Annotated in this window: 27 protein-coding genes; 18 read left to right on the top strand and 9 right to left on the bottom strand. The window is 72.3% G+C overall.

Annotated features, from left to right (window positions below; translation table 11 throughout):
* The first annotated feature begins 100 nt into the window (after window positions 1-100).
* From ITJ56_RS00240 to ITJ56_RS00265, 7 genes are all read left to right on the top strand, one after another.
* Window positions 101-916, top strand: coding sequence for a sugar ABC transporter permease (locus ITJ56_RS00240; protein ID WP_323749674.1), 816 nt, complete (start codon window positions 101-103; stop codon window positions 914-916).
* Window positions 916-1,764 carry a carbohydrate ABC transporter permease gene (locus ITJ56_RS00245; RefSeq protein ID WP_194626305.1) on the top strand — a complete coding sequence of 283 codons (849 nt, stop codon included), beginning with the start codon at window positions 916-918 and terminating at the stop codon, window positions 1,762-1,764. Before ITJ56_RS00240 ends, ITJ56_RS00245 begins: the two co-directional genes overlap by 1 nt.
* A 123-nt stretch (window positions 1,765-1,887) precedes the next feature.
* Complete coding sequence (locus ITJ56_RS18155) at window positions 1,888-2,277, top strand: SipW-dependent-type signal peptide-containing protein (RefSeq protein WP_228516878.1); 390 nt, start codon at window positions 1,888-1,890, stop codon at window positions 2,275-2,277.
* Window positions 2,274-2,579, top strand: a complete 306-nt coding sequence (locus ITJ56_RS18160; protein WP_228516879.1) for a hypothetical protein — start codon at window positions 2,274-2,276, stop codon at window positions 2,577-2,579. The genes ITJ56_RS18155 and ITJ56_RS18160 overlap by 4 nt, the downstream gene beginning before the upstream one ends.
* Window positions 2,580-2,586: 7 nt before the next feature.
* Complete coding sequence (locus ITJ56_RS00255) at window positions 2,587-3,171, top strand: signal peptidase I (RefSeq protein ID WP_194626307.1); 585 nt, start codon at window positions 2,587-2,589, stop codon at window positions 3,169-3,171.
* Complete coding sequence (locus ITJ56_RS00260) at window positions 3,168-3,944, top strand: hypothetical protein (RefSeq protein WP_194626309.1); 777 nt, start codon at window positions 3,168-3,170, stop codon at window positions 3,942-3,944. Before ITJ56_RS00255 ends, ITJ56_RS00260 begins: the two co-directional genes overlap by 4 nt.
* 14 nt (window positions 3,945-3,958) lie before the next feature.
* The gene (locus ITJ56_RS00265) at window positions 3,959-5,791 is read left to right on the top strand and encodes a choice-of-anchor G family protein (protein ID WP_323749675.1); all 1,833 of its coding nucleotides are present in this window, start codon (window positions 3,959-3,961) and stop codon (window positions 5,789-5,791) included.
* A 67-nt stretch (window positions 5,792-5,858) separates the two neighbouring features.
* On the opposite strand, the gene ITJ56_RS00270 is transcribed toward ITJ56_RS00265, so the two are convergent.
* Complete coding sequence (locus ITJ56_RS00270) at window positions 5,859-6,305, bottom strand: MarR family winged helix-turn-helix transcriptional regulator (RefSeq protein WP_194626313.1); 447 nt, start codon at window positions 6,303-6,305, stop codon at window positions 5,859-5,861.
* A gap of 121 nt (window positions 6,306-6,426) precedes the next feature.
* On the opposite strand from ITJ56_RS00270, the gene ITJ56_RS18785 reads away from it, so the two are divergent.
* On the top strand, window positions 6,427-7,410 hold the full coding sequence (locus ITJ56_RS18785; protein ID WP_194626315.1) for an AraC family transcriptional regulator: 984 nt from the start codon (window positions 6,427-6,429) through the stop codon (window positions 7,408-7,410).
* Window positions 7,411-7,425: 15 nt separating this feature from the next.
* On the opposite strand, the gene ITJ56_RS00280 is transcribed toward ITJ56_RS18785, so the two are convergent.
* Window positions 7,426-8,472 carry a LacI family DNA-binding transcriptional regulator gene (locus tag ITJ56_RS00280; RefSeq protein WP_194626317.1) on the bottom strand — a complete coding sequence of 349 codons (1,047 nt, stop codon included), beginning with the start codon at window positions 8,470-8,472 and terminating at the stop codon, window positions 7,426-7,428.
* Between the two features lie 146 nt (window positions 8,473-8,618).
* Here ITJ56_RS00280 and ITJ56_RS00285 point away from each other — a divergent pair, with 146 nt between their 5' ends.
* Genes ITJ56_RS00285 through ITJ56_RS00300 form a run of 4 tightly spaced genes read left to right on the top strand, consistent with a single transcriptional unit; the run spans window position 8,619 to window position 14,333 of the window.
* A complete protein-coding gene (locus ITJ56_RS00285) occupies window positions 8,619-9,914 on the top strand; it encodes an ABC transporter substrate-binding protein (protein WP_194626319.1) in 1,296 nt (431 codons plus the stop codon).
* A 2-nt stretch (window positions 9,915-9,916) separates the two neighbouring features.
* A complete protein-coding gene (locus ITJ56_RS00290; RefSeq protein WP_194626321.1) occupies window positions 9,917-10,939 on the top strand; it encodes a carbohydrate ABC transporter permease in 1,023 nt (340 codons plus the stop codon).
* Complete coding sequence (locus ITJ56_RS00295; protein WP_194626323.1) at window positions 10,939-11,820, top strand: carbohydrate ABC transporter permease; 882 nt, start codon at window positions 10,939-10,941, stop codon at window positions 11,818-11,820. The genes ITJ56_RS00290 and ITJ56_RS00295 overlap by 1 nt, the downstream gene beginning before the upstream one ends.
* The gene (locus ITJ56_RS00300; protein ID WP_194626325.1) at window positions 11,817-14,333 is read left to right on the top strand and encodes a glycoside hydrolase family 3 N-terminal domain-containing protein; all 2,517 of its coding nucleotides are present in this window, start codon (window positions 11,817-11,819) and stop codon (window positions 14,331-14,333) included. Before ITJ56_RS00295 ends, ITJ56_RS00300 begins: the two co-directional genes overlap by 4 nt.
* Before the next feature lie 62 nt (window positions 14,334-14,395).
* Here ITJ56_RS00300 and ITJ56_RS00305 read toward each other — a convergent pair whose 3' ends face one another.
* The 4 genes from ITJ56_RS00305 to ITJ56_RS00320 all read right to left on the bottom strand — a co-directional run bounded on the left by ITJ56_RS00305 (window position 14,396) and on the right by ITJ56_RS00320 (window position 17,475).
* Window positions 14,396-15,448: a glycosyl hydrolase family 18 protein gene (locus ITJ56_RS00305; protein WP_194626327.1), complete on the bottom strand. Its 1,053-nt coding sequence runs from the start codon at window positions 15,446-15,448 to the stop codon at window positions 14,396-14,398.
* A 46-nt stretch (window positions 15,449-15,494) separates the two neighbouring features.
* A complete protein-coding gene (locus ITJ56_RS00310) occupies window positions 15,495-15,872 on the bottom strand; it encodes an ATP-dependent DNA ligase (protein WP_194626329.1) in 378 nt (125 codons plus the stop codon).
* A gap of 117 nt (window positions 15,873-15,989) precedes the next feature.
* Window positions 15,990-16,700: a GAF and ANTAR domain-containing protein gene (locus ITJ56_RS00315; RefSeq protein WP_194626331.1), complete on the bottom strand. Its 711-nt coding sequence runs from the start codon at window positions 16,698-16,700 to the stop codon at window positions 15,990-15,992.
* Window positions 16,693-17,475 carry a helix-turn-helix domain-containing protein gene (locus tag ITJ56_RS00320; RefSeq protein ID WP_194626333.1) on the bottom strand — a complete coding sequence of 261 codons (783 nt, stop codon included), beginning with the start codon at window positions 17,473-17,475 and terminating at the stop codon, window positions 16,693-16,695. Before ITJ56_RS00320 ends, ITJ56_RS00315 begins: the two co-directional genes overlap by 8 nt.
* Window positions 17,476-17,671: 196 nt before the next feature.
* Between ITJ56_RS00320 and ITJ56_RS00325 the strand changes: the two genes are divergently transcribed.
* Genes ITJ56_RS00325 through ITJ56_RS00335 form a run of 3 tightly spaced genes read left to right on the top strand, consistent with a single transcriptional unit; the run spans window position 17,672 to window position 18,996 of the window.
* On the top strand, window positions 17,672-17,839 hold the full coding sequence (locus ITJ56_RS00325) for a hypothetical protein (protein WP_194626335.1): 168 nt from the start codon (window positions 17,672-17,674) through the stop codon (window positions 17,837-17,839).
* Entirely contained in the window at window positions 17,836-18,798 is a 963-nt protein-coding gene (locus ITJ56_RS00330) for a helix-turn-helix transcriptional regulator (protein WP_194626337.1), read from the top strand. The genes ITJ56_RS00325 and ITJ56_RS00330 overlap by 4 nt, the downstream gene beginning before the upstream one ends.
* Window positions 18,799-18,801: 3 nt before the next feature.
* A complete protein-coding gene (locus ITJ56_RS00335; RefSeq protein WP_194626339.1) occupies window positions 18,802-18,996 on the top strand; it encodes a hypothetical protein in 195 nt (64 codons plus the stop codon).
* Here ITJ56_RS00335 and ITJ56_RS00340 read toward each other — a convergent pair.
* The 3 genes from ITJ56_RS00340 to xylA all read right to left on the bottom strand — a co-directional run bounded on the left by ITJ56_RS00340 (window position 18,984) and on the right by xylA (window position 22,772).
* The gene (locus ITJ56_RS00340) at window positions 18,984-19,970 is read right to left on the bottom strand and encodes an acetylxylan esterase (RefSeq protein ID WP_194626341.1); all 987 of its coding nucleotides are present in this window, start codon (window positions 19,968-19,970) and stop codon (window positions 18,984-18,986) included. The two genes, ITJ56_RS00335 and ITJ56_RS00340, sit on opposite strands and share 13 nt — an antisense overlap.
* Window positions 19,971-20,052: 82 nt before the next feature.
* Window positions 20,053-21,522: a xylulokinase gene (xylB, locus tag ITJ56_RS00345; RefSeq protein WP_194627403.1), complete on the bottom strand. Its 1,470-nt coding sequence runs from the start codon at window positions 21,520-21,522 to the stop codon at window positions 20,053-20,055.
* A gap of 56 nt (window positions 21,523-21,578) precedes the next feature.
* The gene (gene xylA / locus ITJ56_RS00350; protein WP_194626343.1) at window positions 21,579-22,772 is read right to left on the bottom strand and encodes a xylose isomerase; all 1,194 of its coding nucleotides are present in this window, start codon (window positions 22,770-22,772) and stop codon (window positions 21,579-21,581) included.
* Between the two features lie 97 nt (window positions 22,773-22,869).
* Here xylA and ITJ56_RS00355 point away from each other — a divergent pair, with 97 nt between their 5' ends.
* Genes ITJ56_RS00355 through ITJ56_RS00365 form a run of 3 tightly spaced genes read left to right on the top strand, consistent with a single transcriptional unit; the run spans window position 22,870 to window position 25,843 of the window.
* On the top strand, window positions 22,870-24,051 hold the full coding sequence (locus ITJ56_RS00355; RefSeq protein WP_194626345.1) for a Gfo/Idh/MocA family protein: 1,182 nt from the start codon (window positions 22,870-22,872) through the stop codon (window positions 24,049-24,051).
* Window positions 24,048-24,746: a ThuA domain-containing protein gene (locus ITJ56_RS00360; protein ID WP_194626348.1), complete on the top strand. Its 699-nt coding sequence runs from the start codon at window positions 24,048-24,050 to the stop codon at window positions 24,744-24,746. The genes ITJ56_RS00355 and ITJ56_RS00360 overlap by 4 nt, the downstream gene beginning before the upstream one ends.
* Window positions 24,731-25,843, top strand: a complete 1,113-nt coding sequence (locus tag ITJ56_RS00365; protein WP_194626350.1) for a Gfo/Idh/MocA family protein — start codon at window positions 24,731-24,733, stop codon at window positions 25,841-25,843. Before ITJ56_RS00360 ends, ITJ56_RS00365 begins: the two co-directional genes overlap by 16 nt.
* The last annotated feature ends 46 nt before the right edge of the window (window positions 25,844-25,889 follow it).

Genomic DNA, 25,889 nt, shown 5'->3' on the forward strand with positions numbered 1-25,889 from the left:
CGCTCCGCCGCCCCGGCCGACGGGGCGGTCACGACTCGATCGCATCCGCGCGCGGGGAGCGTGGGGCTTCGCGGCCCCGGCGCTCCTGGTGGTGGCGGCGGTGACGATCTTCCCGGTCGTGTACTCGGTGGTCCTGAGCTTCGCGGACGTCGAGGTCGGCTACGAGGGCTTCACCATCCAGTCGTTCGGGCTCGACAACTACGCAGCCCTGCTGCAGAGCGCCGACTGGTACCGGGCGCTCGGGTTCACCGTGCTCTACACGGTCGTGACGGTCTCGATCGAGCTCGTGCTCGGCATGCTCGTCGCCCTGGTGCTCGAGCGGCTCGGGGCCACCCGCGGCTGGATGCTCGCGCTCATGCTCATCCCGTGGTCGCTCGTCACCATCGTCAACGCGCAGCTGTGGAAGTACATCTACGACAGCACCTACGGCGTCGCGACGTGGTTCTTCGGCCTGTTCGGGGACGCCCCGGTGATCCTCGGCGAACCGGTCCCCGCGATCACCGGGCTGATGGTCGCGGACATCTGGAAGACCACGCCGTTCGTCGCGATCATCCTGCTCGCCGGCCTGGTGCAGATCTCGGAGGACCACTACGAGGCCGCCGAGCTCGACGGTGCGAGCACCTGGCAGACGTTCTGGCGCGTGGTGCTCCCGCAGCTCACCCCGACCCTGACGATCGCGGTGCTGTTCCGCATCCTGCAGGCGTTCGGGGTCTTCGACCTGCCGTTCGTGCTGACGAACGGCGGACCGGGGACCGCCACCCAGTCGCTCGCGATCATGGGCTACAAGGTGCTCTTCCAGGACATCAACATCGGACCGGGCGCGGCGATCGCGACCTCCACCGCGATCATCGTCGCGGCCGGGTGTCTGCTGTTCCTCCGGGCGTTCCGGAACCAGGCGAAGGGAGGGGACGACTGATGCCCCGTCACCGTGTCCGCAAGGGCTGGCGGAAGTGGATCAACACCGTCAACGTCAGCGGTGTCGTGATCGCGGTGCTCACCGCACTGCCGCTGTACTGGCTCGTGACGACGTCGCTCAAGCCGGCGGCCGAGATCGGGCAGTCACCGCCCACCGTCTGGCCGCGGTCGTTCACCCTCGACAACTTCGTGGTGGCCTTCCGCGACAACGCGCTCGGCCGGTACATGGTGAACAGCGTGATCGTGTCGGTGTCGACGACCGTGATCGTGCTCGCCCTGGCGTTCCTGGCCGGGTACGCACTGGCCGGTCGGTGGATCCGTGGCCGCACGGCGATCATGACCTCGCTGCTCATGCTCTCGGTGTTCCCGGCGATCGCGGTCCTGACGCCGCTGTACCTGCTCGAGCGCAACCTCGGCCTGCTCAACTCGTACCCGGGTCTGATCGTGCCGTACGTCGCGTTCAACCTGCCGTTCGCCATCTGGATCATGCGGAACTACCTGCAGGGGATCCCGTCCACGATCGAGGAGGCGTCGGAGATCGACGGCGCCGGGGCCTGGCGCACGGTGCTCTCGGTGATCCTGCCGATGGCGAAGCCGGGCCTGTTCACGGTCGGCGTCTTCACGTTCACGGCCTCGTGGAGCGAGTTCCTGATGGCACTGACGTTCAACAGCGAGAACTCGTTCCGGACGATCCCGGTCGGCATCGCGCTCTTCGGGACGCAGTTCACGGTGCCGTTCGCGCAGATCTTCGCAGCGAGCGTCGCGGCGACGGTGCCGATCGTCATCCTGGTGCTGGTGTTCCGTCGCTCGATCGTGTCGGGCCTCACCTCGGGAGCAGTCAAGGGCTGACACCTTGTTGATTCCTCAGGAAGATTCCGCGAGGATCAGGTCAGACGCCGGTGACGACGGCCGGGCCCAACCACCCCGGCCGTCGTCCCAACCGACCGGCGTCTCGGATCAGGAGACACGTCAATGGCTGACACCACAGCACGTCCGCGCGCCCGCCGCCGGAACCGAGCCCTCGCCCTCGCAGCCGGAGGGGTCCTCGTCATCGGGGGCGCCGGCTACACACTCGCCTCGTGGACGGACACCGAGTGGGTGTTCGGCGGCACCGACTCGGGTGGGCCGGCCGTCGGCACCTCGGGGTTCGACGTCGAGCAGAACGTCACGGCGCCCTTCGCCACTGGTGACTTCGGATCGGACGCGACGAACCCGGGCCAGGCGCTCCGGTTCACCATCGACGCGCTGGCGCTCTCGCCTGGGACCGCCACCTACGCCCCGTCGCGCTCCGCACCACCGCAGACTCGATCGCGGGCGACCTCGCCCTCCGGGCCGCGGTGCCGGCGTCCACCGTCACGGTGACGGACGACGACGACCTGCTCTGGAACGCCCTGCGCGTCCGGGTGGCCGCGACGACGAGCACGGCCGCCGCGTGCGACGCGACCGCGTTCGCCACTCCCGCGAACGTCGTCGCGGACGGCCCGCTCGCGACGACCGCCGGCTCCGCCGCGCAGCCGCTCGCCGCGGCCGCCGGGTCGACGCAGGTCTACTGCTTCGAGGTGTCGCTGCCACGGTCGCCCACGCTGCCGTCGGGCACGACGATCGACGCGCTGCAGGGCCGGACCGCGGCTCCCGCGTGGCAGTTCGCCGCCGAGTCCGACTGACGCGGCCGTGCGCCGCGCCACTGCGCCGCCGTCCGGTGCCGCCCTCCCCGCCGAGGACGTCGCAGCGTCCGGTCACCCCGTCGACCGCGCCCGCTCCGTCGACCGCGCCCGCTCCGCAGTCCTGACGGTCGCCGGGGTGGTCGGGCTCACCTGCCTGCTCGCCTGGGTCGCGGTGGCCCTCACCGGCCTGTCCTTCGTGGTCGTCACCACCGGGTCGATGGCGCCGACGATCCCCGCCGGTGGCCTGGCGATCACCCACCGTGTCGCCGCCACCGACGTCGACGAGGGTGACGTCGTCACCGTGCCGCGCCCGGGGTCGAGCCTGCCCGTCACCCACCGCGTGGTGGCCGTCGAGCCCGTGCCGGGGGACGCGACGGCCCGGTCGCTGACACTCCGCGGCGACGACAACGCGTCGGACGACCGTGACCCGTACGTCGTGCGCGAGGCGGGACTGGTCCTGGCGCACACCCCGCTGCTCGGCTCGGTCCTGGTCGCGGTGTCGAGCCCGCCGGCCCGCGGTCTCGCGGTCGCGGTGGTCGGGGTGCTCGTCGTCTGGGCGTTCTGGCCGGACCGTCGTCGGGACCCGTCGTGACCCGGCTGCTCGCCGTGCTCGCCGCCACCGGCGCCGTGCTCGTCGGAGCAGTCGGCATCGGCACGACGGCGGTCGCGGTCGCCGCGACGGACTGGAGGCCCGCGGGCGAGACCGGCGCGCCGGGGCGCCTGGTGCTCGACACCGGTCCGACCCCGCTCACCCTGCCGCACCCGACCCGCGGTGCGGACGTCACGTGGCAGGTCCGGACCCGGGTCACCGAACCGGGGCCCGTCACCCTGGACCTGCACCTGAACGGTGTACGGGCCGTCGCGCTCGCGCCCACGGTGGGGTCCGGACCCGGGTCGGCGGTCGTGCCTGCCGCGGTCGACCCGGCGCACGGTGTGCTCGTGTCGGTCTCGACCTGCGACCGTTCGTGGCGGGACCCGTCGGACCACCCGGTGTGCGACGGACAGGCCTCGCGCGTCGTCGCCCCGGTGCGCGTCGCCGACTGGTCCGGTGAGCGAGCCGTGCGGATCCCCGACCCCGACGGCGACGGCACCGCCCACCTGCTCGTCCGACTGTCCCTCGCCGACCCGACGCTGGGGGCTCCCGCGTCCGCCGCGGTCGGTCTCGGGGTCACCGCCCGCGGCGACGGCCCGGCGGACCAGCGCGCCGTGGAGTCACCGGCCGCCCCGGGTGCGGACCGGATCGGACCGACCGTCCTCGCGATGACCGGTGGCGGGTTCGCCGGGCCCGTGCTGGTCGCGCTCGCCGCGCTGCTCGCCGGCATCGCGCTCCGGCTGCGCGGGGCCCGACCCCGGAGCGGCTCGTGAGGGGGCGGGCAGCGGTGACCCGCCGTCGTCGGATCGCGGTGACCACGGCCGTCGTCGTCGCCGTCGCCCTGGTGACCCCGACGGCCGTGCCGAGCACCGCGTCGTGGGTCGACCGCGAGTGGGCGCACGGCGCGGTCGGCACCTCGTCGTTCGACTGCGGCACGGATGCGGACTACACGGCGACCGCGTCGAGCCGCTTCCTCGGCGGGAGCATCGCGGGCACGGACCTCGACGACGTGGCCGAGGTCCGCGGGGTCAGCGTGGCGAAGAGCGGAGCCGAGCCGGCGTCGGTCGAACCGGTCACCGCGCCGGAGCTCGGCACCGACGGACGGCCGTACACCCAGGCCTTCGGCAACCCCCTCGACGTCGGGCTGCTCGGCGACGTCGCGGGCATCGACCTCACCGGTCTCGGCGTGGGCCTGCCCGGCGGGTCGGCCGGGGCCGTGAACCAGGTCGCGACCGCCGCGGGCACGGGCGAGGCCGTCGCGGCGTCGGGGCTCGTCGCGGACTCCGGCGGCGTGCTCGTGACCGACAGCACCGCCTCCGGTGACCTGCCCGACCCGGCCTCGGTGACCATCAGCCGGGCGCTCCCGGGCATCGAGGACGTCACCGACGTCGGACTCGAGGTCGGTGCGGTCGGCGCGAGCGCCCAGCTCGCCGGGTGCGACGCGATCCGGCAGGACCTGTGGGGCGGGCTCGTGCAGCGGTCCCTCGCTTCGAACCTCCGCGCCGCGGTGCAGGACGTCGCCGACGACCCCGTCGCCGTCGGGCTCGACCGTGACTACGGCATCGCGAGCCTCGACCTCACCGTGGACAGTCCGCTCGTCGGGGCGCTCGTCACGGCCGTCGACGACACCGTGGTGCAGCTCGACGCCACCGTCGACGCGCTCGGCGGCCGGGACGGACTGCTCGCCCGGACCATCGACCAGGGCGTGCTCGGCGTGCTCGGTGGACTGACCGGGAGCCTGGGACTCGGCACGATCGGCGGCACGGTGGAGCTCACCGGCCCGGACCTCGCCGGGGCCGTGGAGCCGCTGCTCGCCGAGCCCGTGCAGGACCCCGGCGGAACGCTGTCGCTCGACCTCGCCGCCGGCACCGTGCGGGTCGACCTCGCGCACCTGCTCGGCGACGACGCACACGGTCTGAACGACCTGCCGCCGAACCACGAGGTCGTGCTCGACGCGGCGACGCTCGCGGCACTCGCCGACCGGCTCGGCCAGGTGCTCGACGCCTGGGCGGCGAAGGTCACGGCGGCGCTCACCACGGCGCTCGGGTCGCTGCACGTGCGCATCGCCCTGACCGCCGACCTCAGCGCCCCGCTCCTGCTCGGCGCCCGCGTGCAGATCGCCACGCTGTCGATCGGTGTCGACACCGGCGTCGCGGCACTGATGTCCGGCCAGACGAAGCTGTCCGTGGGGGTCGTGCTGCTCGGGCTCGACCTCGGCGGACTCCTCGGGGTCGTGACCGGGCTCGCGACCACGCTGGTGAACCCCCTGACGCAGGCGGTGGTCGGGACCCTCTCGACCCGGTTGTTCGCCCTGGTCGGCACCCTCGGCACCACCCTGACGAGCACCGTCGGGGGTCCGGTCGTGCGGGCGCTCGGGACGGTGCTCGCGCGGTTGCCCGGGGTGCTCTCACTGCGGGTGAACGTGCAGGAGGACACCGCCGCCGGCGCTGCACCGCCGGGACGGGCCACCACCGGCACGTACACGCAGACGGCGCTCCGTCTCACCCTCGCCGACGCGCTCGTACCCGGTGGCCTGGCCCGGCTGGACCTGGCGACCGCGACCGTCGGCCCGAACGCCGTGTCCCTCGTGGAGGGGGCGTTGCGGCCGCAAGATAGGTAGGTTCCTGACCTAGCTGCGCATGCTGGACATTCGCCGGGGCGCCGTGCTGCGCGCCCGTAACCTGCCGTCAGAGGCTCGGGGCGCCGAGGTCGATGGCCGCGATGACGCGGTCGATGATCCGGACGAACCTGCCCCTGTCCCGTTCCGAGAAGGAGGCCATCAGCTCGTGCAGGTGCTTGTTCGTGCCGTCCATCGCGCGCGCGTAGTCACGGCGAGCGGCATCGGTCAGCTCGATGTGCCGGCTCCGGCCGTCGTCCGGGTTGGGGACGCGGCTGATGTGGCCGCTCTGCTCGAGCCGGTCGACCATGCCCGTCACGGCCGGTCCGGTCAGCCCGAGGTGCTTCGACAGGTCCTTCACACGCACCGCACGGCCGGCCTCCTCGGCCCGCGACACGAACTGCAGCAGCGTCAGGTCCCCGCCGGACACGCCGAGCTGGTCGCGCAGGCGCCCGCGGAGCTCGGAGACCGCGGACTCGAGCCGGGTCAGCGCCGCGTCGAGATCGACATCGCTCACGACGGCTTCCCCTCGGTCCGGACCAGGTCCGCGCCACGATACGCCGCGGGCACCCGCCCAGCGTGTCCGGATAACGCGTGTCGTGGAACGCGCCGGTCCGGCGCCCCGGAGGCGGGGCGACGTGGCTGAATCGTTCGAGATGCCGCAGTCGGCCGACCGTGCTCGGGAGCCCGTCCGGTTCGAGGTCGCCGGGGGCGATCCGGAGTCCGCGGCGCGCGACCTCGCGGTGGTGCACGGTGCCGAACGGTGGTCCGTGCGTCGCACCGACGGCGAGTTCGCCTACCGGTACACGGCAGTCGGTGACTCCGACGTGAGCATCCGCCGGTCGCAGCTGCGGGGCGCGCTCCGCGGGGAGGTGCCCGTCGGTGTCGACTACGTCGTGACCTGGATCACGAGCGGGACCGCGCGCCTGGACACCGGTCGTACCCGGATCGACCTGCTCCGCGACGTGCCGGCCCTCCTGCCGCCCGACGAAGCGGTCCTCTTCATGGCCGAGGACCACGATCAGCGGCTCGTGCACTTCGGCCGGGAGTACGTGCACCGCGTCGCCCTCGAGTACCTGGACCTCGGTGGACGGCCGCTGCGGTTCGACCCCGAGCGCGAGCCGGAGCCCGGCACCGCCGCACGGTGGCAGGGTGCGCTCGTCGCGCTGTCCCGCGCGCTCCGTCTCGGTGGGCCCGAGTCGGAGGCGTGGCACGAGGCGAAGCGGTCGGCGGCCACGGCGTTCCTCGACAGCTTCCCGCCCCGGGTGGACGATCTGCCCGCGGTGCTCGGGTTGCCCCGGAACGCCCGCCTGCGTGCCGCCGTCGAGTACATCCACGCCCACGCGGCCGAGTCCGTCACGGTCACGGAGCTGTCGGACGTCGCGGGCCTGAGCGTGCGCTCGGTGCAGGAGTCGTTCCGCCGGGTGTTCGACGTGTCCCCGCTGACCTACCTGCGCGAGGTCCGGCTCGACCGGGTGCGCAGCGAGCTGCTCGAACTGGACCCGCAGGCCGGCGTGGTCGGCGACGTGGCACGACGGTGGGGGTTCGCGCACCTCGGCCGGTTCTCGGCGGCCTACGCCGCGCGGTTCGGCGAGTACCCGAAGCAGACCCTGCGCCGCTGAGGACGCCCACCGGCTTCAGTGCGCGGTGGTGACGGCCGACGGGGCCGGGCCGGTACTGGCCCGCACCCGGAGGGTCGTGGGCAGCCGCACGTGGTCGGTCGCGGGCTCGCCGCGGAGCATCGTGAGCAGCATCTCGACGGCGTGCGACCCGAGCTCGGCGAGCGGCTGGGACACCGTCGTGAGCGGTGGTGTCGTGGTGGAGGCCTGCGGGACGTCGTCGAACCCCACGACCGACAGGTCCTCGGGGACCCGGAGCCCGGCCTCGGCCGCGGCGCGGAGCACACCGATCGCCGACGAGTCGTTCGCCGCGAACACCGCGGTGGGACGGTCGTCGAGCGCGAGCAGGTCCCGCGCGACGGCCGCGGACTGGTCCTCCTGGTACCCGCCGTCACGGAGCAGGCACTCGTCCACGGGGAAGCCCGCCGCCGCGAGTGCGGCACGGTAGCCTGCCTCGCGCAGCTGGGCGGACGCCAGGTCGGCGCGGCCCTGCAGGTGTGCGATCCGGGTGTGCCCGAGCGCGAGCAGGTGTTCGACGGCCTGCACGGCCCCGGCCTCGTTGTCCGCGTCGACGGTGGCGTGGCCCTCGGGTCCGGTGTGCGGGTCGATCGCCACGACCGGGATCGACGAGCTCGACAGCGCCGTGGTCGGGGTGACCACGATGGCGCCGTCGATGAGTGTGCCGGACAGGCGGGACAGCGATCGACGTTCCCAGCCGGGGCGGTCAACGCCGGTCATCAGACCGGCGTACGCGAGCAGCTCGTACCCGGTGCCGGTCGTCGCGCGCGAGATGCCGCGGAGGAGCTCGGTCGAGAACGGCTCGAACTCGGGGACCAGGATGCCGACGACACCGGTGCGCGAACTCCGCAGGCTCCGGGCCACCAGCGAGGTCTCGTACCCGAGGTCCGCGACCACCTGCTGCACACGGAGCATCGTCGCCGGTGCCACGCCGTCGCGCTGGTTGATGACCTTCGACACCGTGGGGATCGAGACCCCGGCGGCCCGTGCGACGTCGCCGATCGTCACCCGGTCAGCACCGGGACGCGTGCCGAGTGCTGGGTCCATGTGCTCACCGTACCGCTGCGGGTCCCCGCAATCGGTGAAGAAAACGTTATCGATATCGATTGACATCGGGTTGGGGCACCTGGCACGCTCTCCGCAGCGGCAGTCGATGTCGCTGCATGTCAACGACGACACCGAGGAGTTCCACGATGACGAGGAAGATCCGTGCCGCGGCAGCCATCGCGCTGATCGGGGCGACAGCACTGGTGGCCAGCGGCTGTTCGGCGGGCAGCGATGCCGCCGACGACGGCGGGGAGGTCTCGATGACCTTCTGGCACAACTCCACCACAGGACCGGGCAAGGCCTACTGGGCCTCGACGGTCAAGGCGTTCGAGGAGAAGTACCCGAACGTCACCATCAAGACCCAGGCGATCCAGAACGAGGACCTGGACGGCAAGCTCCAGACCGCCCTCAACTCGGGCGACGCCCCCGATGTGTTCCTGCAGCGCGGCGGCGGCAAGATGGACGCGATGATCGCCGCGGGGCAGCTCATGGACATCTCCGACTCCATCAGCGCCGACGCGAAGAAGTCGATCAGCGCCGGCACGTTCGCCGGCTACGAGAAGGACGGCAAGACCTACGCCATGCCGGGCGCCGTGCTCCCCGAGGGCATCTGGTACTCGAAGGACCTGTTCGAGGAGGCCGGCATCGAGGGCACCCCCACGACGATGGACGAGCTGAACGACGCGGTCAGCAAGCTCAAGGCGAAGGACATCGACCCGGTCGCCGTCGGCGCGAAGGACGCCTGGCCGGCAGCGCACTGGTACTACAACTTCGCGCTCCGCGAGTGCAGCCAGAAGACCCTGGAGAGCACCGCCGAGTCGTTGAAGTTCGACAACGCGTGCTGGACGAAGGCCGGCGAGCAGCTCGAGGACTTCAACGCCACCGAGCCGTTCAACAAGGGCTTCCTCACCACCGCTGCCCAGCAGGGCGCCGGCAGCTCCGCCGGCCTCCTCGCCAACCACAAGGCGGCCATGGAGCTCATGGGTGCGTGGGACCCGGGTGTGATCGCGTCCCTGACGCCGGACGCCAAGCCGCTGGGTGACCTCGGCTGGTTCCCGTTCCCGACCATCGAGGGTGGCAAGGGTGACCCGAAGTCGATGATGGGCGGCGTCGACGGGAACTCCTGCTCCGCGCAGGCCCCGAAGAAGGCGTGCACGGACTTCCTGAACTTCATCGTGCAGAAGGACAACCAGGAGGCCTACTACAAGGCCTTCAACGCCATCCCGGTGAACAAGGACGCCCAGTCGGTCGTCGACGCGGACTACCTGAAGTCGGCACTGGCCGCCTACCAGGAGGCCCCGTTCGTCTCGCAGTACCTCGACACCCTGTACGGCCAGAACGTCGGCAACGCGCTGAACACCAGCGTCGTCGACCTGCTCGCCGGCAAGGGCAACGCGAAGGACATCGTCTCGAGCACCAACCAGGCTGCGGCCAAGGGCTGAGCATGACCCTCGACACCTCGCTCGGTACGACTCCGACCACCGGGTCGGACACGGCCGCGGGGACGTCCCCGGCGGGGAGCGGTACGCCGCTCCCCGCCGGCCGGCGGTCCACGCGCCGCATCGCGGACTGGCGGAAGCGCGTGGAGATCGCGGTCCTCGCCGGACCCGCGGTCATCGTCTTCGTGACGTTCGTGATCCTGCCCGTGGTCCTCGCCGCCTACTACGGGTTCTTCAAGTGGCAGGGCTACGGCCCGCCCACCGACTTCGTCGGCCTGCAGAACTACCTGATCATCTTCCAGGACAGGGCGTTCCACGCGGTCCTGATGCACAACGGCTTCATCGTCGTGCTCTCCCTGGTGCTGCAGGGGCCGATCGCGATCGTCCTCGCGCTGCTGCTCAACCAGAAGATGCACGGCCGCGGCCTGGTCCGTGTGCTCGTCTTCGTGCCGTACGTCATCTCCGAGGTGATCGTCGGCACGGGGTGGAGCCTCATGCTCCAGTCGAACGGTGCCGTGAACGACCTGCTGCAGGGAATGGGGCTCGGTGGGCTGCGCGCCGACTGGCTGTCCAACCCGGACATCGCCATCTGGACCCTGCTCGTGATCATCTCGTGGAAGTACATCGGCTTCGCGGTGATCCTGTTCCTCGCCGGCCTGCAGAGCATCCCCGAGGAACTCTTCGAGGCAGCCGCGATCGACGGCGCCGGCTACTGGCAGATCCAGCGGCGCATCACGCTGCCGCTGCTCGGGCCGACCATCCGGATCTGGGCGTTCCTGTCGATCATCGGCTCGCTGCAGCTGTTCGACCTCGTCTACATCATCTGGGGGCAGTACATCTCGTCGACGGCGGGCACCTCGACGATGGCGACGTACATGGTCGCCAACGGCCGGACCTCCGGCAACTTCGGCTACGGCAGTGCCGTCGCCGTGGTGATGTTCGTCATCTCGCTCGCCGTCGCCCTGATCTACCAGCGCTTCGTGCTCCGCCGCGACACCGCCGGTGCACTCACCGAGAGGAAGAACTGATGGCCACCACGAGCATCGTCGCCCCCGGGCCGCGGGCCCGGCGGGAGCGTCGGTCCAGCGCCGCCATCGGGCACGCCAGCCCGCTCACCTACCTCGTCGCGATCCTGTTCGTCGCCGCGAACCTGGCCCCGGTGCTCTACATCGTGCTGGGCGGCTTCCGGACGAACTCGCAGATCACGACGAGTCCCGCGGGGCTGCCGGCGCCGTTCGAGTTCGGCAACTACGGCTCCGTGCTGTCGAGCGGCATCTTCTGGCAGCAGCTCGGCAACTCGACGATCAGCGCCGTGACCACCACCCTGGGCGTCGTCGTGCTCGGGCTGATGGTGAGCTTCGTGCTCGCCCGCTACCGGTTCGCCGGCCGCGGTGCGCTGTACGCGCTGTTCGCCGCCGGGCTGATGTTCCCGATCACCGTCGCGATCACGCCGCTGTACCTGCTCGTGAAGGACCTCGGTCTCACGAACAGCCTGGCCGGCGTCATCCTGCCGCAGATCGCCTTCGCCCTGCCGACGACCGTGATCATCCTCGTACCGTTCCTGCGGGCGATCCCGGACGAACTCGAGGAAGCGGCGTCGATCGACGGGGCCAGCCGCCTCGGGTTCTTCTTCCGCATGGTCGTGCCGCTGTCGCTCCCCGGCGTGGTGACGGTCGGCATCCTGGCGTTCATCGCGAGCTGGAACAGCTACATCCTGCCGCTGTTCATCCTCAACAACGAGGGTGCGTACACGCTGCCGCTCGGGGTGCAGGCGTTCTCGTCGCAGTACTCCGTCGACACCGCCAAGGTGCTCGCGTTCACGTCGATGTCGATGATCCCGGCGCTCGTGTTCTTCACGATCTTCCAGCGCCGCATCGTCGGCGGCCTGACCGGGGCGGTGAAGGGGTGACCGCGACCGACGCGACGCGGACCGCAGGACGCGACCCGCGCCTCCAGGACGACACCGCGACGGACGCGACCGCGACCGCGACCGACGCGACCGCAGCCGGTGCCACGAGCCGCGCCGACGCCCTGCTCGCCGTGATGACCCTCGACGAGAAGGTCGCCCAGCTCGTCGGCTACTGGCTGGACCAGAACGGTGTCGTCGCCCCGATGCAGGGCGAGATGGCGTCCGCGCAGCAGGACAGCACCCTCGCCGACGTCACCCGTGACGGCATCGGCCAGTTCACCCGCGTCTACGGCACCCGCCCCGTCGATCCCGACGAGCGCGCCGCCTGGCTCTGGGCCGAACAGCGCCGACTGCAGCGCGAGACCCGCCTCGGGATCCCGGCGCTCGTGCACGAGGAGTGCCTGACCGGCCTCGCCGCGTGGAAGGCCGCGACGTTCCCGACCCCGCTGGCGTGGGGTGCCTCGTTCGACCCGGAGCTCGTCGAGCAGGTCGGCGCCGCCATCGGTGCGTCGATGCGCCAGCTCGGCGTGCACCAGGGCCTCGCGCCGGTGCTCGACGTGGTCCGCGACCCCCGCTGGGGACGGGTCGACGAGTGCATCGGTGAGGACCCGTACCTGGTCGGTACCGTCGGCACCGCCTACGTGCGCGGCCTGCAGTCGGCGGGCGTGGACGCGACGCTGAAGCACTTCCTCGGGTACTCGGCGTCGCAGGCGGGGCGGAACCACGCCCCCGTGCACGCCGGCCCCCGCGAGGTCGCCGACGTCTCCCTGCCGCCGTTCGAGATGGCACTCCGCGACGGCGGCGCCCGGAGCGTCATGAACTCGTACGCCGAGATCGACGGTGTGCCCGTGGCGGCGAACGGGGAGCTCCTGACCGACCTGCTCCGCGACCGGCTCGGCTTCGACGGCACGGTCGTCGCCGACTACTTCTCCGTCGCGTTCCTCGAGGTCATGCACGGCGTCGCCGCCGACCGCGGCGAGGCCGCAGCCCTGGCGCTCGAGGCCGGCATCGACGTCGAGCTCCCCACCGGCGACGCGTACCTCGCGCCGCTCGTCGAACGGGTCCGCAGCGGCGCGGTCGACGAGGCGCTCGTCGACCGTGCGGTCCTCCGGGTGCTCCGCCAGAAGGAACGCCTCGGGCTGCTCGACCCTGCGGCGTTCCAGGACGACCCGCCGACCGGCATCGACCTGGACACCCCGCTGCACCGGTCGCTCGCGAAGCAGCTGGCGGCCCGGTCGCTCGTGCTGCTGTCGAACGACAGCGGTGGAACTGCCGGCGATGCCGACGGCGGCACGGCAGCGACCGGCAGCCCTGCAGCCCCCGTCCTCCCGCTCACCCCAGGGGCCTCGGTCGCGGTCATCGGCCCGAACGCCGACCGAGCCGAGGCCCTGCAGGGGTGCTACTCCTTCGCCAACCACGTGCTGGCCTCGCACCCCGACCTGCCGCTCGGGTTCTCGATCCCGACCGTCCGCGAAGCCGTCACGCAGGCGCTCGGCTCAGCGGCCGTCCGCTTCGCCGCCGGCTGCGCCGTCACCGGGGACGACCGTGACGGGTTCGCCGATGCCGTCGCGGTCGCGTCCGCCTCGGACGTCGCCGTGGTCGTCGTCGGTGACCAGGCCGGCCTGTTCGGACGCGGCACGGTCGGCGAGGGCAACGACACCGAGTCCCTCGACCTGCCGGGCGTGCAGCGGGAGCTCGTCGAGGCGATCGTCGCGACCGGCACGCCGACCGTGATGGTGCTGCTCACGGGCAGGCCGTACGCGATCGGCTGGGCGCTCGACGGCGATCGACCGCGACCCGCCGCGGTCGTGCAGGCGTTCTTCCCCGGCGAGGGCGGCGGACTCGCGATCGCCGACCTGCTCACCGGGGCCGCGTCGCCCTCCGGTCGGCTACCGGTCTCGCTCCCGCGCTCGGCCGGCGCGCAGCCGTACACGTACCTGCACCCGCGGCTCGGCGGGCCGTCCGACGTCACCGCCGCGGACTCGACGCCGGTGCGGCCGTTCGGCTTCGGGCTCGGGTACACCGACTTCGCCTACGACGAACTCGTCGTCGACCAGGAGGTCCGCTCCGACGGCGTCCTCACCGCCTCGGTGACCGTCCGGAACACCGGGTCGCGAGACGGCGAGGACGTCGTGCAGCTCTACGGCCACGACGTGCACGGCAGCGTCACCCGGCCCGAGGTCCAGCTGCTCGGGTACGCGCGGGTCGCGCTCGCCGCGGGGGAGTCCGCGCGGGTCCGCTTCCGCGTCCCGGTGCAGCGCTTCGCCTTCACCGACCGCCGGATGCGGAAGGTGGTCGAGCCCGGTGACGTGGAGGTCTGGGTCGCGTCCCACGCGGCGGCGTCACGGCCGGGAGGCCCGGTGCCGGCGGGTGGGATCGTCGCCTCGGGCGACGGTCCGGTCCGACACCCCGTCCCCGGCACCGCCACGGACCGCGCGACGGTCGCGGTCACGGGCGCGGTGCACGAGGTCACGCTCGACGACCCCCGGCTGGTGGAGTGGTCGATCGGGTGACCGACGGACGGGAGGCACGGTGCGGACCCGCACCGTGCCTCCCGTCCGTCAGCGGGCCCCGGTCACCCGAACGGTTCGAGCCGGTCGGACAGGTCGAGTGACCAGACCGCGACACCGGTCAGGCCGAGCCGGTCCGCCAGGGCGATCCGTTCGCGCAGCGACCGGGCGTCGGACCACCAGAGCACCTCGCCGCTCGGCAGGGTCGCGGTCCACTCGCCGGCCGTCGCGTCCCACCTGGCGGTCGCTCCCGCCTTCCGGACCCGGAGCCGCGCCTGGGCGTCGGAGAGCTGTCCCGCTGACCGCGTGCCCTTCCAGTGGTAGCCGTACCCGGCCACGCCGAGCACGATCTGGTCGGCCGGCGCCAGGGTGGCGAGCGCACGGGCCGCCTTCGACGACCAGGCGAGCGATCCCACGGGGCCCGGTGCGTCCGGCTCCCACGGGCCGTGCTGGTCGTAGGCCATGAGCGTGAGGTGGTCGAGCGGTGCACGGAGGGCACGCACGTCGTAGCCGAGACGGGCGTACCCGGCGGCGGTGGTCGAGGCGGACAGGGCGATGTCGAGCCGGACGTCGTCGCCGACCGCCGCCCGCAGTTCGCGTGCGAACGCGGTGAGGCCGGGCTCGTCCGCCGCGGTGAGCGCCTCGAGGTCGATCATGATCGAGTCCCACCCGCCGGTCGCCACGTCGGCGGTGAGCGAGCGGACGACCCGTGCACGGTTGGCTGGAGAGCGCAGGAGCTTCGTGGCGATCGGCTCGCTGAAGTCGCCGTCGGCGTAGTTGCTGACGAGCAGTTGGGCGGTGAGCCCGTTCGCGTGTGCGCGGTTGCGCTGGGCCGTCGCCGCGCGCGAGGGCGCCGTGACCCTCGATCCCGTGCGGTTCAGCAGGAGCCCGTCGACACTGACGACGTCCATCGCCGGAGCGTTCGCGTGCACCAGGGCGGGGTCGGCGTTCTCCGGCTGGAACCCCGTGACGTCGAACCGGTCGGGCTCGCTCGTGCCGGCACCGGCGGTGTCGGTGCGGGCTTCCTGCCCCGGCGTCGAGCAGCTGACCAGGACGAGACCGGCGGTGATGGCGACGGCGAGCACGGCGGCGCTGCGGCCGCGGGCGACAGAGGGCATGCGGCGTGTTCGTCCTGTCGATCGGGGTGACGCCGCGCGGGGCGGGTCAGGTGGCGCTGATGGTGGTGGTCGGACGGGCGGGTGGTGCACCCGCGACGTCGTCGGCGGAGACCGGCCCGCTGGTGTCCTCGGGCTCGGGGGTCAGGACGAGTCCCGACCCGCTCGCGGCGCTGGCGTAGAGGTCGTCGAGCCATGACCGGTTGACGGTCGGCGACTTCCCGCCCGCGAACTTGAAGTGGAGTCCACAGTACGGGTGGATCCAGATGCTGCTGCGGCCGCCACCGAGGCCGGGGTCGTCCTTCCACGAGAACACGAAGCTCTCACCGCGTCGGATGAGGTTCACGATCACGATCTGCAGGTGCGTCAACGCACGGTCGTCGAGGCGGAGTTCGAGTGGTTGGGAGTCGTAGATCAGCTGTCCCATGAGGGTGCCTTCCGGTGGGTGGCCTGGCGGGGCGCGTCGAGCCTGCAGCTCCCCAGTTTGCCGCCGACTCCGAGTCCCTGACGGTTTTCGTACAACGCCAGGCGCGATCGGTACGGGTCAGCGGACGTGTTCGATCAGTCCGCCGCGCCGTTCGAAGCGGACGGCGCCGCTGACGATCTCCTCGGCGATGACCCGCATCGTCGTCCGCCGCGCGAAGGCGTGTCCCTGGATGAGCAGGTGGGCGTCGTCCGGGGTGATGTTCAGCTGTGCGAGCACGACACCGGTCGCCTGGTGCACGGCCCGGCGCGAGTACGGCCCGCGGTCGAGGAGCGCGCCGTCGTCGTCGGCCGAGTGCAGAGCCCGGCGGAGGACGCGCCGACCGAGCGCCGCGGTGAGTGTGGTGGCGGTGGCGATCTGCCGGTCGTCGAGCGCGGTCGGGTGCTCGGCGTAGATGTCGACGGCGCCGAGCGGGAACGGTCCGAACACGATCGGGAACGCGAACACCGCGCGGACGGGCTCGCGGCGGACGGCGTCGGCGAACGCCGGCCAGCTGGTGCCGGGGTGGTCGACGAAGTCGCTCTCACCCGCCGGTGACCGGAGCTCGAGGGCGGTCCAGCACGGCCCCTCGGCCAGGTCGAACTGGATGTCGTCGACCCGGGCCGCCACGGTGTCGGTGGCCGAGACCGTCTCGCTGGGCAGCAGCGAGCCGAAGGACGCGACGGAGACCCCGCCGACCCGAAGCACCGACTCGAACACGGTGCTCACGGCCGCATCGGGCAGGTCCGTGGAGCGGAATGCGCGGAAGGCGCGTGCCGTCGCGTCAGTCATCCGCGTCCTCCTCTCGTGGTGCCGACGCTACGCGGACGGTGCTCGGCGTGTCACCAGGTCCCCACCACGACGGCAGCTCGGCTGCCGGGTAGGCGCCCCGCTCGTCCGGCATGCGGAGCATCGGGTTGACCGCGCGCAACCGGATCCCCGAGGCGTCTCCGGAGGCACCGCGCACGGCACCGGCCAGGATGAACGCGACGAGGTCCGCCGTGCTGCCGTCGGGGTCGTAGCCGTGCCACGACCGGTCGTCGTGGTCGGCTCGGCGCAGCGCGCTGGTGAGGGTGGCCTCGGGGTCCTCGACCTCGACCTCGCAGTCCAGGACGATGCGGAAACGCGTGCCCTCGCTCGGCGGGCCGCTGAGGGGAGCGCTGCCCTCGGGGCCGGGGTCCTCGGGGTCGAAGTAGCGGAGGGCTGCGGACGGCGCGCTGCCGAACACGGCGCGGTACTCGGCAGCCATCCGACCGGCGTTGCTGAAGTGCCAGCGCCTGGCGACGTCCGCGATGGTCCGGCGGTCCGACGGCCGCATCGCGTGCAGGTCACGGCGGACCCCCTCGAGTCGGACCCCGCGCAGGTAGGCCGCCGGGGACGCGCCGAGCTCCCGGCGGAACGCGCTCTGCAGGCCCCGCGTCGACAGGTGCGCCGCCGCGGCGATGTCCGGGACGGAGATCGGGTCACGAGCGTGGGCGTGCACGAACCGGAGCGCATCGCGCACGGTGCGGGAGAGCCGCGGTGTGCCCTGCTCGGGACCGCTCGCCGTGGTCGATGCCTGGTCCATACGTGGAGCGTACGAGGCGCTGCTGCGGTTCGGCCTCCGACGCCACGCCGGCGCCATTATCCGGGGCGCGCGGATGTCTCTTGCACCCGTTCGGGGGGCGTTGTCAACCCCTTTCGGGGCGCATATCGTCCTGAACATACTCAAACTGTCTTGCTTCGAACAGGGTCGAAGCGCACGGGATGGATTGGAGCTTCTGATGAGTGGTTACGAGCGTGCTCCGGGGGTCTCCCCGGTCCACATCACCTCCTACCGAGCGCGGGCACGTGCTGCCCGACGCGGGTGGATCGTGCAGTCCGAGGACGACGTCGACCTCGAGCGCTTCTCGCTCGACGACATGCGCGCACACCGCAGGCGCGACGCATGAGCGGCGACACCGCGCTCCGGCCGGTCACAACAGCGCCCAGGACCGTCCAGCGGAGCGGCAGGACGCCCACCGGCGCGGCACGGACGTTCACGACCGTCTACCGCTGCCGAGACATCCGGTTCGCACCGAGCGAGCGGTTCGCGTTCCGGCACCGCACCGTGCACCACCACAACGTCGCGCTGCTGTCGTCGGCGGTGTCCACGGCCGCAGCCGCCACGTTCGTCCCCGACGGCACACCGCTCCTGGCGTGGTCCGCGGTGGGCGGCATCCGGATCGACGATGAGCCACCGACCCGCCCCGGGGTGCCGGTGCTCCTGCCGGCCGGGCACCCGTTCACGATGGTGGCACCGGCCGGGACCGTGCAGGTCCTGCGCCTCGACAGCGGATTCCTCGACGCCGTCCACGGTGTCGTGTTCGACCACCGCTTCGGCGCGGCGGGACTCCGTCGCCAGCCGTCGGAGGCCGAGATCCCGCAGCTGCTCGCCCGCATCGACACGGTCGCGGCCAACGCCCTGCATCCCGAGCGGAACCCCGGGGGGCACCTCTCCGCGCAGGTCCTGCTGGCCGAGTCGGTCCTGAGCGCCTTCGGGGGAGCCGCTCCCGAGCCCCGGCAGCAGCAGGCGACCCGCACGGCGACGACCGTGCAGCAGGCGCAGGCGTGGATCGCGGAGCACTGCGATCGACAGCTCCAGCTCGCGGACGTCTGCGACGCCGTCGGGGTCAGTTCCCGCACGCTGCAGGAGAACTTCATGCAGCACGCCGGGACCAGCCCGATGGCCTACCTGCTCCGGGTGCGCCTCGATCGGGTCCGGATCGCGCTGCAGCTCGCCGAGGCCTCGCAGACGACGGTGGCGGACGTCGCGCACCGCTGGGGGTTCCGGCACATGGGGCGGTTCTCGAGCACGTACTTCCAGCGCTTCGACGAGTACCCGAAGAAGACGCTGCGCACGAGCAGCTGACCGATGCGGACCGAGCAGCAGCGCCTCGTCGCGCTGGCGGAGCGGGTCATGCTCCACCAGTGCGACGTGGTGCCGGACAGCATCCTGTTCGAGTGGGGTGGGTACGACGGCCGCGACGGGAAGCAGACCCTCACCGTGCACTACGACGTCGGTGGTACCGGCGCCGTCGTGCAGCACCGGCACCACTACCTCATCTGAGCCGTCAGGAACGCGACCTGCCGTTCCCAGTGCCGGAAGCCGCCGCCCTCGTGGCCGTTGTACGGGTACACCGCGATCTCGCGGTCGGTCGAACCGAGGGCGTTGAACGCGGCGAACGTCGTCCGCGGGGGCACCACCTCGTCCATCAGCGCGACCGAGAAGAGCGCGGGTGCGGTGATCCCGGCTGCGAAGTTCACCCCGTCGAAGTACGCCGCGGTCGCCCACACGGCGTCGGCGGCGTCGCGGTGCACGGCGAGGTACTGCGCGAGCTCCAGGTAGGGTCCGCCGACCGCCACGTCGGTGCCGCGCCGCCAGTCGCTCAGGAATGCGACGTCGGGCAGCAGCGCGGTGACCGGGCCGTCGTGCGCCTCGACCAGGGCGGCCGCGGCGATCGCGATCCCGCCGCCCTGGCTCCCGCCGGTCAGGGCGATGCGGTCCGGGCCGAGCCCCGGCAGGGTCCGCACGGCGTCGACCAGCCGCACGGCGTCGGTGTAGACGCGCCGGTAGTAGTGGTCAGCGGGGGAGCCGATGCCGCTCGTCATCCAGCCGCTGGCGTGCGGTCCGGAACCGTGCGGGTCGGGGGTGTCACCGCCCGCCCACCCGCTGCCCTGCCCCCGGGTGTCCATCACGACGTGCGCGTAGCCGGCGAGGGCCCAGTGCACCCGCTCGCCGGCGCGGCCCCGCCCTCCGCCGTACCCGAGGAACTCGACGACCACCGGCAGGGGAGCGTCGGCGCCCAGCGGACGGGTGACCCACGCGCGGACCGCATCGCCGGCGAACCCGGGGAACGTCAGGTCCTCGACGACCAGGCCGGTCACCGGGGTGTCCGCCGGTACCAGCGTCGGGGCGGTGCCCGCGCCGGCGGTCCGCGCGGCGGTGACGGTGTCCGCCCAGAAGGCGTCGAAGTCGTCGGGGCGGTGGACGTCGGACCGGTGGGTGCGGAGCGTGTCGAGGGGCAGGTCGGTCAGTGGCATCAGGGGTCCTCCGGTGACGATGATGCCCCCGGCACCCTCGTCGAGGGCGCCGGGGGCGGGGAGTGTCGGGAGCGTGCGTCGGTCAGCGCGCCGCGGCGCGGTACTGCTCGAGCACCTCCGGGTGCGGATCGGAGGGCACAGTGGTCGTCGCCGTGTCCCAGGTGGGCAGGGCGCCGGTGAGTGCGCACGCGGCCTGCTTCGCAGCACCCGCGGCGACGTACTCGCCGGGTTCCGGCACCAGGATGTCGCGACCGAACACCTGCGCGGCGACGGTGCGGACCGCCGGGTTCCGCGCCGCGCCGCCGATGAGCAGCAGTCGCTCGACGGTGACCCCGGTGCCCTGCACCGCAGCGAGACCGTCGGCGAGGGCGCAGAGCATCCCCTCGACGGCCGCCCGGGCCAGGTGCGCCCGGTCGGTGGTCGCCGGCGTCATGCCCAGCAGTGACGCGGTGGCGTCCGGCCGGTTCGGCGTGCGCTCGCCGACGAAGTACGGCACCAGGACCAGACCGTCTGCCCCGGCCGGCGCCTGCAGCGCCAGCTCGCCGAGCGCGTCGTGGTCGACGCCGAGCAGGCCGCCGATCACCTCGAGCACGCGGGCCGCGTTGAGCGTCGTGACGATCGGGAGGCGCGACCCGGTCCCGTCGGCGAAGCCCGCCACGGTCCCGCTCGGGTCGCGCACCTCGGCATCGCTGACCCCGAAGACCGTGCCGCTCGTGCCGAGGGACACCGCGACGTCACCCGGGCCGAGGCCCAGACCGAGCGCCGCGCCGGCGTTGTCACCGAGCCCGGCACCGACGACCAGGCCGGACCGAGCGACGGCGCCGCCGGGCAGGTCGACGTCGGTGGACAGGGTGCCCATCGCCTCGTCGGGAGCGACCACGCGGGGGACGACCACGGCGTCGTCGTCGCCCATCGACGCCGGACGCATCGGGCGCCCGAGTGCGAGCGCGAACAGCTCCGGGTCGTACTCGCGGCGCACCGGGTCCCAGTAGGCCGTGCCGCTGGCGTCCGAGGCGTCCGTCGCCAGGGCGTCGAGGTCGGGTCCGAGCGGACTCTCGTCCGACGGTCCGTACCCGCGCAGCCGCCACGACAACCAGTCGTGCGGCAGCGCGACGGCCGCGACGCGGGCCGCGTTCTCGGGCTCGGCGTCGCGGAGCCACCGCAGCTTGGTACCGGTGAACGAGGCCACCGGGACCAGTCCCGTGCGGGCGACCCACGCCTCCTGACCGAGTTCCTCGACCATCTGCGCGGCCGCCTCTGCGCTGCGGACGTCGTTCCACAGCAGGGCGTCGCGGACCACGCGGCCGTCGGCGTCGAGCGCGACCATGCCGTGCTGCTGCCCGGCGATCGCGACGGCGGCGACGTCGTCGAGGCCGCCGGCGTCCGCGATCGCGGCACCGAGGGCGTCCCACCAGTGGCGGGGGTCGACGGAGGTGCCGTCCGGGTGGGACGCGCGCCCCTCTCGGACGACCGCACCGGTCGCGGCGTCACGGATGGTGACCTTGCAGGACTGGGTCGACGAGTCGACCCCCGCGACGAGCTGCTGGCTCAGCCCTTCGGCTGCAGTCCGCCTCAGCGCGCGGAATGCAGCCGCTGGCGCGTCTGCCTTCAATTCCGCGCGCCCATGAGGTGCTCCATCGCGAGCTGCTGCAGGCGCACGAAGCCGAAGCCCTTGCCGCCGAAGTACGCGTCGGCGTCGAAGTCCTCGTACGCCGAACGGTCGGCGAGGAACGTGTCGTACGACTCGCCGTCGTTCAGGGTCGGGGTGCTCAGCTCGCCGACCTTCGACGCCTCGAGCGCTGCCTGCACCTCGGGGTCCGCACGGAAGGCCTGCGCGCGCTCCTTGAGGAGCAGGTACATGCGCATGTTCGCCGACGCCGAGTCCCAGACGCCGGTGATGTCCTCGGTGCGGCTCGGCTTGTAGTCGAAGTGCCTGGGGCCGTCGTACGACGGGCCGCCCTGCGGGGCACCGTGCTCGAGCAGGTCGACGAGCGAGAACGCGTTCTGCAGGTCGCCGTGGCCGAACACCAGGTCCTGGTCGTACTTGATGCCGCGCTGACCGTTGAGGTCGATGTGGAAGAGCTTGCCCTGGTACAGCGCCTGTGCGATCCCGGCCGTGAAGTTCAGCCCGGCCATCTGCTCGTGGCCGACCTCGGGGTTGATGCCGAACAGCTCCGGACGCTCGAGGGTCTCGGTGAACGCGATCGCGTGGCCGAGGGTCGGCAGGAGGATGTCCCCGCGGGGCTCGTTCGGCTTCGGCTCGATGGCGAACCGGATGCCGTAGCCCTTGTCGGTGACGTACTGGGCGAGCAGGTTGACGGCCTCGCGGTAGCGCTCGAGCGCGGCCTGCACGTCCTTGGCGCTGTCGTACTCGGAGCCCTCGCGGCCGCCCCACATCACGAACGTCGACGCGCCGAGCTCGGCGGCGAGGTCGATGTTGCGCAGGACCTTGCGGAGCGCGAACCGGCGCACCTGGCGGTCGTTCGAGGTGAAGCCGCCGTCCTTGAACACGGGGGCGGAGAACAGGTTCGTCGTGACCATCGGCACGACGAGACCGGTCGACTCGAGCGCGCCCTTGAGGCGGTCGATCTGCGTCTGGCGCTCGGCGTCGGTCGAACCGAACGCGAACAGGTCGTCGTCGTGGAAGGTCAGGCCGTAGGCCCCGAGTTCGTCGAGCTTCTCGACCGCCTCGACCACGTCGAGGGCGGGGCGGGTCGGGCCGCCGAAGGGGTCGGAGCCGTTGTAGCCGATGGTCCAGAGACCGAAGGAGAACTTGTCTGCACGGGTGGGCGTCGTTGCCATGGTGGTCACCGTTCGTCGTCGAAACAAAATGTTGCCGCGCCCAACATAAGCGGTAGTGTTGGCTGTGGCAAGGACGTGATCGCAAAGGAGCGAGCGGATGGCACAGGACAGACTTCGGATCGCCATGGTGGGGCACGGCTTCATGGGAGCCGCGCACTCCCAGGCATGGCGGACCGCCCCGCGGTTCTTCGACCTCGGGGCCGAGCCGGAGATGGCGGTGATCGTCGGGCGCGACGCGGAACGCACCGAGGCGGCACGGGCGCAGTACGGCTGGCAGACCGCGTCCACCGACTGGCGCGCCGTCGTCGCGGATCCGGACATCGACGTCGTCGACGTCGTCTCACCGGGGTCGTCCCACGTCGAGATCGCGATCGCCGCGCTCGAGGCCGGCAAGCACGTCCTGTGCGAGAAGCCCCTCGCCAACACCGTCGCCGAGGCCGAGGCGATGACCGCCGCCGCCGACGCAGCCCGCGAACGGGGCGTCCGCGCGATGGTCGGGTTCAGCTACCGCCGCGTGCCGGCGATCGCGTTCGCCCGGCAGCTGGTGCAGGACGGCAGGGTGGGCCGGGTCCGCCAGGTCCGCGCGCTCTACCTGCAGGACTGGCTGGCCGACGAGGACGGCCCGATGACCTGGCGGCTCGACAAGTCGCTCGCCGGGTCGGGGTCGCTCGGAGACATCGGCGCGCACGCGATCGACCTCGTCGAGCACGTCACCGGCGCGCAGCTCACCAGCGTCTCCGGCACGCTCGAGACCTTCGTGACCGAGCGCCCCCTGCTCGCCGACGGCGTCGGGCTCTCCGGCACCGCGTCGGACGAGCGCGGGCAGGTCACCGTCGACGACGCCGCGTTCTTCACCGCCCGGCTCGGCGGCGGCGCGGCCGACGACGCCATCGGCACCTTCGAGGCCACGCGCTACGCGACGGGCCGGAAGAACGGCCTGACGCTCGAGATCAGCGGCTCCGAGGGGGCGATCCAGTTCGACCTCGAGGCCATGAACGAACTGCGGCTGTACGAGTCGTCGGCGCCCGCGGGGGAGCAGGGCTTCCGCCGGATCCTCGTCACCGAGCCCGAACACCCGTACATGGCGGCGTGGTGGCCGAGCGGGCACCTGATCGGGTACGAGCACACCTTCAGCCACCAGGTCGCCGACTTCGTGGGCGCGATCGTGGCCGGCACCGACCCGTCGCCGTCCTTCGCCGAGGGCCTGCACGTGCAGCGGGTGCTCGACGCCGTCGAACGCAGCGCCGTCGACGGCAGCAGCTGGACGGTGACCTCGTGACCGGGCAGCGGCAGGCGCTCGTCGTCCGCGGCGGCTGGGACGGGCACCAGCCCGTCGAGACCACCGACCTGTTCGTCCCGTTCCTGCTCGACCACGGGTTCGACGTGCGCGTCGAGGAGGGCACCACCGTGTACGCCGAACAGGGGTACATGGACACGGTCGACCTGATCGTGCAGGTCGTCACGATGTCGACGATCGCGGACGACGAGTTCGCCGGGCTGCAGCGCGCGGTGCTCCGCGGCGCCGGACTCGCCGGCTGGCACGGCGGGATCGCGGACGCGTTCCGGAACACCGCCGACTACCTGCACATGGTCGGCGGGCAGTTCGCCCACCACGCGGGAAAGCACCCGGACGAGCGAACCGGCGAGCAGTCCGACAACTACATCCCCTACACGGTGCACGTCACCGACCTCGGTCGGTCGCACCCCATCACCCAGGGCATCGAGGACTTCGACCTCGTGACCGAGCAGTACTGGGTGCTCAGCGACGAGTACAACGACGTCCTGGCGACCACCACGCAGGAGGCGCGCGACTTCGACGCCTGGAACCGACCGGTCACGGCGCCGGCGATCTGGACCCGGCAGTGGGGGCAGGGGCGCGTGTTCGTCTCGGCACCCGGACACCGGCTCGAGGTCGTCGAGTCGCAGCCGCTCCGCACCATCATCGAACGGGGACTCCTGTGGGCAGCACGGTGAACGAGGGGGTGCTCCGCGTGGGTGTCGTCGGCGTCGGGGTCATCAGCCAGCAGTACTTCGAGCACTTCCCGGCGCTGCCCGGGCTCGAACTCGCCGCGGTCGCCGACCTCGACGTCGCGCGGGCCGAGGCGGTCGGGGCGTCCCAGGGCGTGCGCGGGACCACCGTCGACGACCTGCTCGCCGCCGACGACGTCGACGTGGTGCTCAACCTGACGATCCCGGCCGCGCACGCCGACATCGCCACGCGGGCGCTCGCCGCCGGCAAGCACGTGTACGGCGAGAAGCCGCTCGCGACGTCCACCGCCGAGGCGGCCCCGGTGCTCGAGGCCGCCCATGCCGCCGGCCTGCGGGTCGGCAGCGCCCCGGACACCGTCCTCGGCACGGGCATCCAGACGGCACGGGCCGCACTGGACGACGGCGCGATCGGCACCCCGGTCGCCGCGGCCGTCGCGTGGAGCGCCCCCGGACACGAGCTCTGGCACCCCGCACCCGCGTTCTACTACCAGCCGGGCGGCGGACCGCTGCTCGACATGGGGCCGTACTACCTGACCAGCCTCGTCACGTTCTTCGGGCCGGTCGTCCGGGTCAGCGGCAGCGCGACCCGCTCCACCCGCGAGCGCACCGTCGCCACCGGGCCGAACGCCGGCACGCCGATCCCGGTCGACATCGACACGCACGTCGTCGCGATCCTCGAGCACCAGGGCGGCGTGGTCTCGACCATCACGGTGTCGTTCGACGTGTGGGCCACCCGTGCCCCGCTGTTCGAGGTGTACGGCACCGCCGGCACCCTGGGCGTCCCGGACCCGAACCGGTTCTCGGACACCGTGTCGATCGCCACCGCCGACGACCGTTCGTGGCGCGACCTGCCGGTGTCGGCCGGGTACGCCGACGCCGGTCGCGGCTACGGGCTCGCCGACATGGCGCACGCGATCGCCACCGACCGGCCGCACCGTGCCTCGGGTGACCTCGCGTTCCACGTGCTCGAGGTCATGGAGGCCGTCTCGGCCGCCGCCCGTGACCACGCGGTCGTCGACGTGCACTCGCGCGTCGAGCGACCCGCCACCGTCCCCGCCGGGTCCGCACCCGGGTCGTGGTGACCGACCTCGAACACAGCACGGACCCCGACCACCGCGAGGAAGGACG

This window comes from Curtobacterium sp. VKM Ac-1376, assembly GCF_015351025.1.
Classification (GTDB): domain Bacteria; phylum Actinomycetota; class Actinomycetes; order Actinomycetales; family Microbacteriaceae; genus Curtobacterium.

Excerpts from the sequence above, each read along its gene's own strand:
- ITJ56_RS00245 (WP_194626305.1), top strand. The coding sequence starts at position 916 with ATGCCCCGTCACCGTGTCCGCAAGGGCTGGCGGAAGTGGATCAACACC.
- ITJ56_RS18155 (WP_228516878.1), top strand. The coding sequence starts at position 1,888 with ATGGCTGACACCACAGCACGTCCGCGCGCCCGCCGCCGGAACCGAGCC.
- ITJ56_RS00280 (WP_194626317.1), bottom strand. The coding sequence starts at position 8,472 with ATGGACCCAGCACTCGGCACGCGTCCCGGTGCTGACCGGGTGACGATC.
- ITJ56_RS00285 (WP_194626319.1), top strand. The coding sequence starts at position 8,619 with ATGACGAGGAAGATCCGTGCCGCGGCAGCCATCGCGCTGATCGGGGCG.
- ITJ56_RS00290 (WP_194626321.1), top strand. The coding sequence starts at position 9,917 with ATGACCCTCGACACCTCGCTCGGTACGACTCCGACCACCGGGTCGGAC.
- ITJ56_RS00295 (WP_194626323.1), top strand. The coding sequence starts at position 10,939 with ATGGCCACCACGAGCATCGTCGCCCCCGGGCCGCGGGCCCGGCGGGAG.
- ITJ56_RS00305 (WP_194626327.1), bottom strand. The coding sequence starts at position 15,448 with ATGCCCTCTGTCGCCCGCGGCCGCAGCGCCGCCGTGCTCGCCGTCGCC.
- ITJ56_RS00310 (WP_194626329.1), bottom strand. The coding sequence starts at position 15,872 with ATGGGACAGCTGATCTACGACTCCCAACCACTCGAACTCCGCCTCGAC.
- ITJ56_RS00315 (WP_194626331.1), bottom strand. The coding sequence starts at position 16,700 with ATGACTGACGCGACGGCACGCGCCTTCCGCGCATTCCGCTCCACGGAC.
- ITJ56_RS00320 (WP_194626333.1), bottom strand. The coding sequence starts at position 17,475 with ATGGACCAGGCATCGACCACGGCGAGCGGTCCCGAGCAGGGCACACCG.
- ITJ56_RS00325 (WP_194626335.1), top strand. The coding sequence starts at position 17,672 with ATGAGTGGTTACGAGCGTGCTCCGGGGGTCTCCCCGGTCCACATCACC.
- ITJ56_RS00330 (WP_194626337.1), top strand. The coding sequence starts at position 17,836 with ATGAGCGGCGACACCGCGCTCCGGCCGGTCACAACAGCGCCCAGGACC.
- ITJ56_RS00335 (WP_194626339.1), top strand. The coding sequence starts at position 18,802 with ATGCGGACCGAGCAGCAGCGCCTCGTCGCGCTGGCGGAGCGGGTCATG.
- ITJ56_RS00340 (WP_194626341.1), bottom strand. The coding sequence starts at position 19,970 with ATGCCACTGACCGACCTGCCCCTCGACACGCTCCGCACCCACCGGTCC.
- xylA (WP_194626343.1), bottom strand. The coding sequence starts at position 22,772 with ATGGCAACGACGCCCACCCGTGCAGACAAGTTCTCCTTCGGTCTCTGG.
- ITJ56_RS00355 (WP_194626345.1), top strand. The coding sequence starts at position 22,870 with ATGGCACAGGACAGACTTCGGATCGCCATGGTGGGGCACGGCTTCATG.